Source organism: uncultured Haliea sp. (assembly GCF_963973825.1).
Lineage (GTDB): Bacteria > Pseudomonadota > Gammaproteobacteria > Pseudomonadales > Halieaceae > Haliea.
The window spans coordinates 1-12,375 of sequence record NZ_CAXBAE010000014.1; the positions used below are offsets into that span (position 1 = coordinate 1).

Annotated in this window: 15 protein-coding genes; 6 read left to right on the plus strand and 9 right to left on the minus strand. The window is 61.9% G+C overall.

What is annotated here, in order from left to right:
- Positions 1-87 precede the first annotated feature (87 nt).
- The 6 genes from AACZ17_RS14540 (at position 88) to AACZ17_RS14565 (ending at position 4,043) form a co-directional block, all read left to right on the plus strand.
- Positions 88-642 (plus strand): hypothetical protein, encoded by a 555-nt coding sequence (locus AACZ17_RS14540; protein WP_290741734.1) that lies wholly within the window; start codon positions 88-90, stop codon positions 640-642.
- Positions 643-748: 106 nt separating this feature from the next.
- On the plus strand, positions 749-970 hold the full coding sequence (locus tag AACZ17_RS14545) for a hypothetical protein (protein WP_290741732.1): 222 nt from the start codon (positions 749-751) through the stop codon (positions 968-970).
- A gap of 236 nt (positions 971-1,206) precedes the next feature.
- Positions 1,207-1,989: a methyltransferase domain-containing protein gene (locus AACZ17_RS14550; protein ID WP_290741730.1), complete on the plus strand. Its 783-nt coding sequence runs from the start codon at positions 1,207-1,209 to the stop codon at positions 1,987-1,989.
- Positions 1,990-2,170: 181 nt separating this feature from the next.
- Positions 2,171-2,596, plus strand: coding sequence for an H-NS histone family protein (locus AACZ17_RS14555; RefSeq protein WP_290741728.1), 426 nt, complete (start codon positions 2,171-2,173; stop codon positions 2,594-2,596).
- 56 nt (positions 2,597-2,652) lie between these two features.
- Positions 2,653-3,354 (plus strand): pseudouridine synthase, encoded by a 702-nt coding sequence (locus AACZ17_RS14560; protein WP_339638656.1) that lies wholly within the window; start codon positions 2,653-2,655, stop codon positions 3,352-3,354.
- A 77-nt stretch (positions 3,355-3,431) separates the two neighbouring features.
- Positions 3,432-4,043: a DUF502 domain-containing protein gene (locus AACZ17_RS14565; RefSeq protein ID WP_290741724.1), complete on the plus strand. Its 612-nt coding sequence runs from the start codon at positions 3,432-3,434 to the stop codon at positions 4,041-4,043.
- Here the strand turns inward: AACZ17_RS14565 and AACZ17_RS14570 are convergent.
- The 9 genes from AACZ17_RS14570 to AACZ17_RS14610 form a co-directional block, all read right to left on the minus strand.
- Positions 4,040-4,996 (minus strand): DHH family phosphoesterase, encoded by a 957-nt coding sequence (locus tag AACZ17_RS14570; RefSeq protein ID WP_290741722.1) that lies wholly within the window; start codon positions 4,994-4,996, stop codon positions 4,040-4,042. The two genes, AACZ17_RS14565 and AACZ17_RS14570, sit on opposite strands and share 4 nt — an antisense overlap.
- Positions 4,997-5,017: 21 nt before the next feature.
- Positions 5,018-7,060 (minus strand): nucleoside-diphosphate sugar epimerase/dehydratase, encoded by a 2,043-nt coding sequence (locus AACZ17_RS14575; RefSeq protein WP_290741720.1) that lies wholly within the window; start codon positions 7,058-7,060, stop codon positions 5,018-5,020.
- Between the two features lie 77 nt (positions 7,061-7,137).
- Complete coding sequence (locus AACZ17_RS14580; RefSeq protein WP_290741718.1) at positions 7,138-8,139, minus strand: glycosyl transferase family 4; 1,002 nt, start codon at positions 8,137-8,139, stop codon at positions 7,138-7,140.
- Positions 8,136-9,065 (minus strand): NAD-dependent epimerase/dehydratase family protein, encoded by a 930-nt coding sequence (locus AACZ17_RS14585; RefSeq protein ID WP_290741716.1) that lies wholly within the window; start codon positions 9,063-9,065, stop codon positions 8,136-8,138. Before AACZ17_RS14585 ends, AACZ17_RS14580 begins: the two co-directional genes overlap by 4 nt.
- 133 nt (positions 9,066-9,198) lie before the next feature.
- Positions 9,199-9,582 carry a ComEA family DNA-binding protein gene (locus AACZ17_RS14590; RefSeq protein ID WP_290741714.1) on the minus strand — a complete coding sequence of 128 codons (384 nt, stop codon included), beginning with the start codon at positions 9,580-9,582 and terminating at the stop codon, positions 9,199-9,201.
- A 115-nt stretch (positions 9,583-9,697) separates the two neighbouring features.
- Positions 9,698-10,402: an orotidine-5'-phosphate decarboxylase gene (gene pyrF, locus AACZ17_RS14595; protein ID WP_290741712.1), complete on the minus strand. Its 705-nt coding sequence runs from the start codon at positions 10,400-10,402 to the stop codon at positions 9,698-9,700.
- Positions 10,403-10,433: 31 nt separating this feature from the next.
- Complete coding sequence (lapB, locus tag AACZ17_RS14600) at positions 10,434-11,636, minus strand: lipopolysaccharide assembly protein LapB (RefSeq protein WP_290741710.1); 1,203 nt, start codon at positions 11,634-11,636, stop codon at positions 10,434-10,436.
- Positions 11,629-11,976 carry a lipopolysaccharide assembly protein LapA domain-containing protein gene (locus AACZ17_RS14605; RefSeq protein WP_290741708.1) on the minus strand — a complete coding sequence of 116 codons (348 nt, stop codon included), beginning with the start codon at positions 11,974-11,976 and terminating at the stop codon, positions 11,629-11,631. The genes lapB and AACZ17_RS14605 overlap by 8 nt, the downstream gene beginning before the upstream one ends.
- Positions 11,973-12,269, minus strand: a complete 297-nt coding sequence (locus tag AACZ17_RS14610) for an integration host factor subunit beta (protein ID WP_027949028.1) — start codon at positions 12,267-12,269, stop codon at positions 11,973-11,975. Before AACZ17_RS14610 ends, AACZ17_RS14605 begins: the two co-directional genes overlap by 4 nt.
- Positions 12,270-12,375: the final 106 nt, after the last annotated feature.

The following is a 12,375-nucleotide window of genomic DNA, read 5'->3' on the forward strand; positions in this document are numbered from 1 at the left end:
ACCGATTGACCGTTCGCCTCTACCAAATTCCCGCTAACCCGCGATGAACCTTTTTTTTTCAGACCACGTAAGCACCCCGGAAGCCCTATGCTAACAGCCAGTAAACTTGAAAAAATCATGGAACTCGAGGCGAATCTCCGCGCCGAATATCAGCAACAGCTCGATGCCAAGACCGCCGAAATCGACCGCCTGAGCGCCCGGGAGTCAGAACTCCAGGCCGCCGTTGACAAGCAGTTGGAGACCATCACAGATCTGACCGGCAAGGCGACAGACAGCCAGAAGGCCGAGCAGCGGGCCCGCGAGCTGCACAATCGCAGTGAGCGACTGCTGGCGGAAATCGCCGACCTGAAGCAGCGGATAAAGACCCTGCAGAAAGACCTGGCGGCGGTGCGGGAGGAGAACAAGGGTCTCACGCAATTCGACCCGGTGCGTATGAAGAAGAACCTCGACGCCAGCAAGAAGAAACTGGCTGAAAAGACCCGCGCCTCCGACCTGCTGCAGAAAACGCTCAGCGAGACCAAGAAGGAAAACGCGGAGCTGCGGCGGAAAGTCGCTGAGCTGGAGGCGAAAGTCGGGGGGCCCGGGGCTGAAGTGGCGGATTCGCCTGAAAGCGAAGCCAAGGAAGCATCAGCGGCGGCTTGATCTGTTAGCGGGACCAGGCCTGTTCCGGCCGGTAACTGTCGGATCAGGTGGCGACGGTTACCGCTGTTGACCCCCATCTCTGCCCACTCACGCATACGAGCGCAATATGAACAGAATAGAGAAGCTCAAAAACGACGTATACAGCTTTGAAGAGCTCGATACTCTGGAGAAGAATGCGATCAAACTGCGCGATCAGGAAACACTGGGGCTGATCATGCGTAGCCGCGCATCAAAGACTGCCAAGGGCGAGACGCCAAAAAGTACTGTTGATGCAGAGGGTAAGCCGCTGACCAAAAGGGCTCGCCGTGATGCAAAAAACCAGCGCTAGTTGTTGGCTGGTACGGGTCACCAGCCTACAGAACCCACGGCGGCGACCTTGAATTCGTGACGGACCTGCTTTCGCCCATCGCCCCTTCCACGCCATTTTATTCTTTATCGCCCCTTCCACGCCCTTTTATTTTTCACAGCCATCCCGGTTATCCTAGCGCTCTGTGACACCCTGTGCCCGGAGCGACAATAATGCACTCGAAACGCGACTCCCTGCTCAAGCGCCTGCACAGCGCCATGATTTCACCTGCTGCCTGCGCAAGAAAATGGCAGGGACAGTACTGGCAGGATAACGGTGATGAGCGCAGGGTATCCTGCGCCGGTTGCCGAAGCTTTGACGCCGCCAGACAGCGCTGCAGCATTCGCTTCGGCACGCCGCTGCGTAAATGCGTTGTCTCTTCCGTGGAGGCACATTTTCACGACTGCGTCGGGGAGGAGGTACTGGAGGTTGGCTTCGGACGCTTCAAACTGGCCCGCAACCTGGTGGTCCGCAACGGCAGCCGCTGGACGGGTATCGATCCGCAACAGCCTGCTTCACGTCCCGCCCGCATAGGCACTGGGGGCCACGGACTGGTGAACGCCCTGCCTTTCCCTACTGCGACCTTCGACCGTGTATTTGGCGTTCAATCCATTGAGCATTGGGGGCAGCGCGCTGGTGGCCTGCGGGAACCTGCGTGCTATGAAGATTGCCTGGCGGAAATCGCTCGCGTCACAAAACCCGGAGGCCGGGTGTATTTCGACGCACCGATACATTTCCATGGCAACGAAATATTTATCATGGGCGATATTGATCGGATACGTAAATTGTTTACGACTCCCTGGTGGGAGAATGTAAATATTGAACGCTGGCGGGAGAATCACGCGCCACTGGAACGTTATACGCCGTCACACAAGGAATTTACCGACTGGCCAATTGAAATCGTGAATTATGCGGATAACGCGGTAAATGCAATCAGGGATAACGGCGTTATCTGGCTGTTGGTCATCACAGCGACGCGCAGCGACGCACGGCTTGATTGACGGCTGACCGAACGGCGCTGAATGGTATCCGAAATCACCGTTTCCAACAGCGGCACAACATGGATCAAAGTTTTCGCAATTACCAAATAGATACCGTTTCTATTAAATCATTTAAATCGCTTTTTGCCTTGTTTACTTCAGTTCGAATATAATTCGCGTGTTATCAGGCAGGAGTATGAAAATGAAAGTCAAACCATCAGCACTGGCGGTATTTGCAAATTCCAAAGTAAAAGCCAAGGCGGAAGCCCGCCGTCTTAGCCAGGCAGAGCTCGAAAAACTGATCGCATCTTTAAATGAGGCGCTGCGCGCGGAAAAAGAAAAAACCAAAAGAAAACTGGAAAAAGACCGCGTTGCCACCATTCGCAAAGTAAATAGCCTGTTGGCAGAAAGTGGCCTCAAACCCGAGGATCTGAAGAAGGCGTCAGCGGGAACCCGCGGCCGCAAATCGACGAGCAAAGGCCGCAAAGCCGGGACAGTCGCGCCCAAGTATCGCCTTGTTATCGATGGCAAGAAGCACGAATGGACTGGGCGCGGCCGCACCCCCAAGGTTTTCCAGGCCTATTTCGATGCCGGCAATTCCCGCGAAAGCTGCGCCATCAAGAGCTAGCAGGCGGCGCCCGCAGGGTGTTGGAGATACTGCACTGCGACGAGGATCTCGTCGCAGTGAACAAGCCCGCCGGACTTCTGGTCCATCGCAGTCCCATTGATCGCCACGAGACCCGCTTCGCCTTACAGTTGCTGCGCGACCAGCTGGGGCACAGGGTTTACCCGGTCCATCGCCTGGACAAACCCACATCCGGTGTTCTGCTGTTTGGACGAAGCCCAGAGTCAGCGGCTGCACTCGCTGGCCAGTTTGCCCGCCGCAGCGCGGGTAAAACCTACATCGCCATCGTGCGCGGGTGGTGCCCTGAACAGGGAACCATCGATCATCCCCTGACGGAGAACCACGATTCTGCCGCGGGGTCAGGCAAGCCGATGCCAGCGCGCACACAGGACGCGGTGACCCTGTTCCAACGCCTCGCCACAGCGGATCTGCCCGTTGCCGTAGACCGTTACCCGTCCACGCGCTACAGCCTGGTGCTGCTGCGCCCGGTCACCGGGCGCCGGCACCAGCTGCGCCGCCACCTCAAGCACATCAGCCATCCGATAATCGGTGACGCAAACCACGGAAAGGGCGTTCACAACCGTTTCTTCCAACAGCACTTCAACTGCCACAGATTGCTGCTGGCCTGTGTCAAATTGAACCTGCAACACCCGACCCACGGCAGCGCACTGGAGCTACGAACCGGTCCCGGCGGGGAATTCGAGGCCGTCGCCAGAGCACTGGGCTGGCAAGGCGCGCTGAAGGCAGCACTCGCCGCCTGACGCCCCTGCGTGTAGCGAGCGCTGGAACCGTGTACGCTACCCGCGTCTTTTCGATCGCACATCACTGAAGGGCTCTCATGAAACGCATTGCTGCACTCACACTACAGGGACTGGTCGCCGTCTTGCCGGTCGCACTCACACTGTATCTGGTGTACTGGCTGCTGATGACCATCGAGGCCATGGCCGGTGCCGCGCTCAGAGCCATTCTTCCGGCAGACTGGTATTTTGCCGGACTCGGCGTGATCTCGGGACTGGTCCTGCTGACGGCGATTGGTGTACTGGTGAATGCCTACGCAGTGCGCCATCTGCTGCGACTGGGTGACGCCCTGCTCAGCCGAATTCCGCTGGTGAAGTCAGTGCACGGCGCCATTCAGGATGTCCTGCGGGCTTTCAGCATCGCCAACAAGCAGCAGGCGGACTCTGTGGTCCTTGTGAAGATCGGCGAGAATATGCGGCTATTGGGCTTCGTCACCTCGCGCGAGCCCGCCAGGCGTTTACGGGGAGCAGTCGACGAATCGGTGGTCGGTGTCTATCTACCCATGAGTTATCAGTTAGGGGGTTATACCGTCTACCTGCCCGCGAACCAGCTTGAATCCGTCGACCTGAGTGTCGAGGAAGCCATGCGCATAGCCGTTACCGGTGGCGTCCAGAACCCCGAGGGAGCGCCTGAGGGCGCCCGTGCCCCTTAGGCGTAAAACGCCGCGATACGGTCGACGAAGGCCTGCAACTGGCTCGCCGGCAGGGCGTTGATTCCCGCCGCAGCTGAACGTCCGCCGCCGGTGGGAAACTCCCGACACAGCACATCAGCACCCGTCTTGTTATCCAGCGGTGCCCGCACGCTGACCAGGTAGTCGCCGTCAGCTCTCTCCGTCACCACCGCATGCGCGCGTGCCGGATCCTGATTGGCGAGATCGTTGCCGAATACCCCACTGACACGGCGCGCCCAGGCGGCGTCGGGCAGCAGGAACACTGCGGCACTATCGCCCCGGTAGATTGGTTGCAGCGAGGCCGCTGCGGACATATCTTCCCGGTAACCCGTCTCCAGGCGCTCGAAATGCGCCCGCTCCGCCGCCATGAACTGGAAGGGATCATCGTGCCGCGCCAACAGCCGATACAGCGCTGCCGGCGCGAAGTGGAGATCCTCCAGTGACGGGCCGTAGCCGTTGTAATTAATATAAATCCCCAGATTCTCCAGCGCCTGCAGCTGCGCCTCATCCAGGTCCAGGGTTTTCGCCAGGCGCTGCGCAGAGTCGCGCAGATTGTCGCCGAAAGCACCGGTAACGGCCCAGGCCGCATAGGCCCCCTGCAAGCGACCATTCACCAGCAGACTGGTGCACACATCCGCTGCCGGGTTGATCACCGCGTCGAGCCGGGCACTCTCAGGAATGTCCCCGGCAAAGTGGTGGTCGCAGTAGAACACCTCTGCGCCGGCGTTGAGCAGCCGCTGCAGATCAGCGCGATTCTTGTCCAGCGAAATATCCAGCACTGCCACGCGGTCACCGCTGCCAGCCTGAACCTGCTGCAGCAGGGCGATATCCCGTTTTACGCCCGTTACAAGCGTTGCGTCACGGGGCTCCGCCCGACGCAGTTGAACCAGCGAGCACAGACCATCCGCATCGCCATTGAAGACATCGTAATCCATTCTGATTCCTTACCGCTGCGCTCAGGACTTGTCCGGAAACAGTTCCTGGACATTGGACAAACCGACGGCCGCCGGCTTTTGCTTGGGCTTGGCGAGCACAGAGCGCCCTGCCATGCCCTGCTTGCGCCAGACGTGGTCATAGCGCACCTCGTGCAGGTTGAAGCCGCTCACCGCGGCGTTCAGCACCGAGGTGATACCGGCACAATCCATCACATCGCAATGCTGCATGAGTTCAGTCAGCATGCGGTGAATCTGGTTGTAGGAGAGACACTCCTCCTCGGCACGCATGATCATGGGGTGCCCGGTGCCCGTCACGTTGCTGCCCAGCAGCAGCTCTTCCCGCAGCTTTTCCCCGGGTCGCAGGCCAATGAACTCGATTTGTATGTGATCGTGGGCGTGGCTGTCGTGCTGCATTTCATAGCCGCTCAGCCGGATCATACGCCGCGCGAGATCGACAATGCGCACCGGCTCACCCATGTCCAGTACGAAAACGTCGCCCCCGGTTCCCATGGCACCGGCCTGCAGCACCAGCTGTGCCGCTTCCTGAATGCTCATGAAATAACGCGACACTTCGGGGTGGGTCACCGTCACCGGGCCGCCGCCTTCAATCTGCTCCCGAAAGAGCGGCACGACGGAGCCGGAGGAGCCCAGCACATTGCCGAAGCGGACCATGCAGAAGCGCGTGCCGGAGTCGCGCTGGGCCAGGCCCTGCAACACCATCTCGGCGAAGCGCTTGGAGGCGCCCATAATATTGGTAGGCCGTACGGCTTTGTCGGTGGACACCAGAACGAAGGTTTCCACTCCAGCCTTGCGTGCAGCCTCCGCGGCATACCAGGTGCCGAACACGTTATTGGCCACCCCTTCCGCCACGTTGTATTCAACCATGGGGACATGCTTGTACGCCGCCGCGTGGTATACCGTCTGCACGGCAAAGGTGCGATACACGGTCTCCAGCCGGCGTTGATCCTGCACCGACCCAAGCAGCGCGATGATCTCCACGCTCGCGCCCAATGCCTGACCCATCTCCCGCAGCTCGCGTTCGATGCGATACAGGGCGTACTCGGAGTTGTCCAGCAGAACCAGCTCTCGCGGCCCGGAGGTCAGGATCTGGCGGCACAGCTCCGACCCGATGGAGCCCCCTGCCCCCGTCACCATCACCACCTTGTCGGTGATGCAGCGGTCTATCAGTTCGGGATGCGGCGGCACCGGATCCCGACCCAGCAGGTCATCGAGATCGATGTCCTGAATCTGGTTGACGCTGGCCCGCCCCGCCACCAGTTCATTGATCTTGGGCACCGTGCGCACGTGCACCGGCAGCCCCACCAGGGAGTTGATGATTTCCCGGCGCCGCTCTGGCGACGCGGCCGGAATGGCGAGCAAGACCTGGGTGATGTTGTGTTCGCCGATGAGACGCTTGATTTCCTCGGGGCGCGCCACCTGCAGGCCGTTGATCACCGAGTGCTGCAGACGCGGATCGTCGTCCACAAAGACCACAGCCCGATACTGGTCACCATGGTGCAATGCCGTGAGCAGCTGCCGGCCAGATTCACCGGCGCCGTAGATGATGACGTTGCGCGATAGCGAGCGCAGTTTGGCCTGGTAGTAAGCGCGCACGGTGAGGCGGGTACCCCCAATCAACAGCAGCGCAATGCCCCAGTAGAAAAATGGCATGGTCCGCGGCACTTCAGCCTGGGCGACGAATACCGAGGCGGACAGAATCAGCGTTGAATAGGTGACGGCGGTGATCACCGCCCAGATTGCCTGCTGACCCATAAAGCGGATGACCGCGCGATACAGGCCAAGGCGCAGGAATATAATTGCACTGATGACGACAGTGATGGCGCCACAGGCGATTTCAGTGGGGCCGAGCGTGAAGTCCGTACTGCCGTGGCGCAGTGCCACCGCCGACCACATGGCCGCGCTCACGAACACCATGTCCAGGGCAAGGAGCAGAGCCTGCTTGATATTTCGCGGGAGTTCTATGAGTTTTTCCAGTGCATCCCGGACGCTTCCAAGCACCCCGGATATCGCTTGCAGCACACCATTGCCAAGCCGATTCAGCAAAATCCCTCCCACTCCGGATAGTCGTGACAGGCCCGCTTGCAGTGCATCGCAGTCGCGCGAACCCGGAACCTCCGATGTTACGTCAATCGCCGTAACTTCGCCATGCCGAGCAGGAGCGGAAGGTATGCCAAAATTACCAAGAAAAGCTGGAATTGTGGCCAACGCAGAATCGTCCACGCCAAAGGAAACAGCCACAGCGCATTGAGCGCGATCAGCACAAAGTCCACCGCCAGGTGGGAGTTCCAGTAGCGCGCCAGGCGCTGATAGGCGTGGTCCCGGTGCGCCTCGAACAGCCTGGCTCCTGCGCGCCAGCGCGCCAGCAGGGTCCAGGTCGCATCCGTAATGAAGGCGGCCAGCAACACCAGCCAGCAGGCCAGCGGCAGCGTACCGTGAGCGGCCGCGATGAGGGCGAGACCACCGAGCAGGAAACCGAGCGGCACGCTGCCCGCATCACCCATGAACAGACGGGCTGGCGGCCAATTCCAGTAGAGAAAGCCCAGCTGGCAAGCGGCCAGAAGCGCACACATCAGCGCCAGTGGGGGATCACCCGCGAGCAGCGCGAGCAGTGCCCCGCTCATCCCGGCCAGAAAGGCCTGCAGGGCAGCGAGCCCATCGATGCCATCCATGAAGTTGTACAGGTTGACCAGCCAGAGCAGACCGAGCGCGAGTAACGGGAGTTGCAGCCACAGTGGCAGCGGCAGCCCCGGGAAGCCCGCGCGCGGCAGGACAACCAGGTACAGTGCAGCCATCAACACCGCGCAGGCGAGGGCATAACAGCCCAGCCGCAGCAGCGCGGGCAGGTTGTACCGGTCGTCGAGCAGGCCCACCAACATCAGCAGGGCAGCGAGCCCCAGCAAGACTCCGTATACAGGCGGCCACAGGACACCCGCAAGCGCTGCGACCCACACCGATGCCGCCAAACCGAGAACAATGCCCACCCCACCGCCGCTGGGCGTGGGCTGCCGGTGCGCGCTGCGGTGACCCGGTGTATCGACCCAGCGACCGCTGCGCGCAAGCCGCAACCAGAGGCCACACAGCAGCGCCACCGCCACGGGCGCTGTAAGCAGTGCAAGGCTCACAGCGTGGCGACCATCATCGGCGCCACCGTGGCGAGTGTTTGACGCGGCCTCCAGCCGGTCGCCTCCTGCACGGCGTGATTGTCATAGCGCTCGGCAGCAAACAGTCGATCGTAACTGCTGCCCTGTGGCTGGCGCTGGAGAAAATCCAGCAGTGCCGCAAGCAATCGCCACAGCCAGGCGGGGCCGGTTCTACCCGCCCCCTCCTTGCCCAGCGCGGCGCGCAACAGGAGGAAGCTCTCTCGCGCACTGTAAGCGTGCCCGTCTGTGACATTGAAGGTACTCACGCCGCTCAGGCCGCAGCGGGGCAGCAGAAGCAGCAATTCGACCAGGTCGTCGAGACCTACCATGGAGCGCGCGCCACCTGCGGGGGGAGCCGGTAGCTGGAAGCGCGCGGCGCGCAGCAGCCACTTCAGGTTCGCCTTGGGACGTGGGCCATACACCAGCGCCGGCCGCAGTATGATCACCGACATCGCGCTGCCGGCATAGCGCTCACGCAGCGCACACTCCGCCTCCCACTTCGAACGCCCATAGGCATCGGCTGGCGGCGCCACTTCGCTCTCCCGACGCGGCATGGCGGTAGCCGCCGCACCCATGGCCTTGACGCTACTCAGAAAAACGAAGGTCTGGACCCCCGCCCGTTCGGCTGCCTCCGCCAGCGCCAGCGTCGCGCGGCAGTTCACAGCAGCGTGTTGGCCCTCCGCCGCCCGCCGATGGGCGATGCCTGCCAGGTGGTAGACCGTCTCGACACCGCGCAACAGTTCGTCGCTGACAGTGCCGGTGGCAAGATCCACTGCATGGCTGGGTTTGCCGCGCCCGGGAATCGCCCCCCGGCGGCTGACCAACACGGTCGACTCACCGTCCCGATGCAGTCGTTCAGTCAAGGCACGGCCAATATAGCCGGTGGCACCGGTCACCAGAACTGACATACAGACCTCACTACAGCCTTGTTACCGTCTGCCACGCGGGCGTGGTATTGATGCATGGGATACCCTGCGGGCCCGCGTGGGCGCGCCGAAAAAAAATGGGGGCACAAGCCCCCATGATACGGATGCCGGCCGCCTAATCCAGTGTTATGACAGTGCGGTTTCTTTCCAAAGTGGACTGGCCAATGCCTTTGACATCAGCCAGTTCCTCCACCGACTTGAAGGGCCCGTAGGCCTCCCGGTAACGAATGATATCCTGCGCGCGGGAGAGGCCCACACCCTTCAGCCCGGCGGCCAGTGTGGCGGCGTCCGCCGTGTTGATGTTGACCCGGGCAACACTCGCCTCAGCGGCGAGGGGCGGCACCTCCGGCGCAGCCGAGGCCGGCGCGGTCGCAGCGCCCAGGCACAGGCAAACGGCAAGGGTGCCCAGCAAGGCCGGCCACCGCGAAAGACGCTCGCGTAACAAGGTGAGGCGCTGGTGCGCCCCATACAGGTATTGGGTAGGTTGGTTGATCGACATGGCGTTATCTCCGTATGACGTTGTGGCATCCCTGCACATCCGTATCGAAGCGAAGTCTAGCAGTCCCTCACGGGAAGAAGAGGCCTGCGGTCACATCTGATGGTATTCGCGGCACTCAGCGACTGGTTGCGGTGCCCAGCTCTTCATGTACCCGATGCAGCGCGGCAAGCGGATCGGCCGCTGCGGTGATGGAGCGTCCAATAACCAGAAAATCGGCGCCGCGCTCACGCGCTGCGGCGGGCGTCACGACACGACGCTGGTCACCCGGCGCATCACCCGCGAGTCGAATACCCGGCGTTACCAGGAGAAACTCACCACCACGCTGTGCGCGCAGCGCAGGCGCCTCTTCAGCGGAGCAGACCACCCCTTGCATGCCACAGTCCGCCGCGAGACCAGCAAGCGCTGTGACGCGGGCCAGCGCACCTTCAGTGCAACCCAGCTCGCGCAGATCCTCGTCCGTCATGCTGGTCAGCACGGTGACGGCAATCAGCAGCGGCGCCTGCTGCAGGCGAGCCAGTTCCGCTGCCGCCGCCTCCATCATGCGCCGTCCCCCGCTGGCGTGCACATTGACCATCCAGACACCCAGGTCTGCCGCTGCCCGAACCGCAGAGGCTACAGTATTGGGTATATCGTGAAACTTGAGATCCAGAAACACGTCAAAACCCTGATCCTGCAAGCGCCGCACGAGGCCCGGGCCGCTGCGGGTAAACAGTTCCTTGCCCACCTTGAGCCGACACAGCGTCGGTGACAGCTGCTCCACGAGTGCCAGCGCCGAGGCCTCATCGGGATAATCCAGAGCGACGAGAACAGGAGATTGCATCAAAACACGCCTTCAATAACTGCGGCGACGCTCAGTCGACCCGATTGCCGCGAATGGATTTAACGGTGCCCCAGTGCTTGCAACCGGGACAGAACCAGTGAAGTTGACGACCGGAAAAGCCGCAATGGCCGCAGCGGTAACTGGGGCGCTCCGCGAGCAGGCGCGCCACCAGCTTCTGCAACGATGTCAGGTTTTCACGCACCGGACCCTCGGTGTTGGCGGCCTGCAACTCAATCAACCGTGACAAGCCGCCCAGAGACGGCGACGTTGCGAGGCGGTCAGTCAGAAACTCCATCGCCGCCTGGTCGCCGTGGCGGCTGCGCACGTCATCGGCCACAGCAACCACCAGGCCGGTTGCGGGACTGGATTCCAGGCATTCCTGCAGATACTGCCGCAATGGGGCCGTGTCACCCAGCTGGCTGTACGCCTCGTGCAACGCCGGAATGGTCTCGGGTATGTAGTCCGGGTCCTGCTGCTGCACCTTGCGCAAAGCCTTGATCGCAGCCTTGTACTGCCCGGCCTGGCACTCCAGGTCGCCCAGCATCAGTGAGGCACGCACACAGCGGCGATCGTGATGCAGGGCCTGCTGCAGTTGCTTGCGCGCCTCCTGCAGGCTGCCCTGCTCCAGCAGTTCTGCCGCGAGCTCGCAGTGGTAGTGCGCCAGGGCCACCGCGACCGGTTGACGACTGGCACCGCTGGGCGGTGGCGCAGGCGCGCCGAGCAGCGTCTTGCGTGGCAACAGCGCCGTCGCCACCTCCACGGCCTGAGCCCACTCGCGCTGGCTCTGGAAAATTTCCAAGAGGTGCCGGCGACTGGCGCGGCGCTGCTCCGGCGAGTCTTTGACGAGGTCCAGCAACAAGCGTTCGGCACGATCAAAGAGTCCAGCGCTGATGTAGTCGCGCGCCAGTTCCAGGTGCGCCTGGTGGATTTGTGGTCGAGGCAGGCTGGGACGCGCCAACAGATTCTGGTGAATGCGTATCGCCCGATCTACCTCCCCGCGCTTGCGCAGCAGGTTGCCGAGCGCGATGTGGGTCTCCAGTGTTTCACTGTTGACTTCGAGGGCGTCGATAAAGGCGTCAACGGCGCCGTCCGGTCGGCCGTCAAGGAGATAATTCAGCCCCTTGTAATACTGGCCGGGCACCGCAGAGACACGGGCGCTGGCGCTGCGTCGCCCCAGCCACCAGCCGATGCCGATGGCGACAAACAGGAGCGCAAATACGAGCAGGTCAGTCACCGTCTTTAAGTCCGGCGACCCTCAGACGATCCAGTTCAACTTTGCAGTTTTCCAGCTTGCGCCGGGCCAGCAGAAGGTTACCGCGCAAACGCAGGATAATGATGCTGGACGCCAGCAACCCCAGCAAACCACCCAGCGCCAGCGTGGCAAGCAGCCACAGCGCGAGACTGCGTGGTGCCAGGTCGATAACCAGCAGATCCAGCGCCACCGGTTGGGGGTTCTGCACGGCAAACAGTACGCCGGCCGCCAGCATGGCGAGTACGACCAGCACGACGATCAGCCGGCGCAGCAGATTCGCAACGCGGCCGGCGCCGCCACGTGACGCAGCAACCACGTTCACAACCCCGCCTGCAGACCCAGGTTGACCCGTTCCCGCAGTTCCTTGCCGGGCTTGAAGTGCGGCACATACTTGCCGGTGAGCTCGACGGTGTCGCCGGTTTTCGGGTTGCGCCCGCGGCGCGGCTCGCGGTAGTGCAGGGAAAAGCTGCCAAACCCACGGATCTCGATCCGCTCACCACCGGAAAGCGCCTCGGACATGTGTTCAATGATGGTTTTGACCGCCAGCTCCACATCTTTCAGCGAAAGCTGTGCCTGTCGGGCGGCAATTGCCTCAATCAGTTCACTTTTCGTCATCGCGGGCCCCTATCCACCTGCGCTCTCGCCAGCCTTCGGTCGGCCGTGCTCAGGGAATCTATTGTGACGCCGCCGGGGCAGTTACGCAACTCGTTATTTTATATAG

Excerpts from the sequence above, each read along its gene's own strand:
- AACZ17_RS14540 (WP_290741734.1), top strand. The coding sequence starts at position 88 with ATGCTAACAGCCAGTAAACTTGAAAAAATCATGGAACTCGAGGCGAAT.
- AACZ17_RS14545 (WP_290741732.1), top strand. The coding sequence starts at position 749 with ATGAACAGAATAGAGAAGCTCAAAAACGACGTATACAGCTTTGAAGAG.
- AACZ17_RS14550 (WP_290741730.1), top strand. The coding sequence starts at position 1,207 with ATGATTTCACCTGCTGCCTGCGCAAGAAAATGGCAGGGACAGTACTGG.
- AACZ17_RS14555 (WP_290741728.1), top strand. The coding sequence starts at position 2,171 with ATGAAAGTCAAACCATCAGCACTGGCGGTATTTGCAAATTCCAAAGTA.
- AACZ17_RS14565 (WP_290741724.1), top strand. The coding sequence starts at position 3,432 with ATGAAACGCATTGCTGCACTCACACTACAGGGACTGGTCGCCGTCTTG.
- AACZ17_RS14570 (WP_290741722.1), bottom strand. The coding sequence starts at position 4,996 with ATGGATTACGATGTCTTCAATGGCGATGCGGATGGTCTGTGCTCGCTG.
- AACZ17_RS14585 (WP_290741716.1), bottom strand. The coding sequence starts at position 9,065 with ATGTCAGTTCTGGTGACCGGTGCCACCGGCTATATTGGCCGTGCCTTG.
- AACZ17_RS14590 (WP_290741714.1), bottom strand. The coding sequence starts at position 9,582 with ATGTCGATCAACCAACCTACCCAATACCTGTATGGGGCGCACCAGCGC.
- pyrF (WP_290741712.1), bottom strand. The coding sequence starts at position 10,402 with ATGCAATCTCCTGTTCTCGTCGCTCTGGATTATCCCGATGAGGCCTCG.
- AACZ17_RS14610 (WP_027949028.1), bottom strand. The coding sequence starts at position 12,269 with ATGACGAAAAGTGAACTGATTGAGGCAATTGCCGCCCGACAGGCACAG.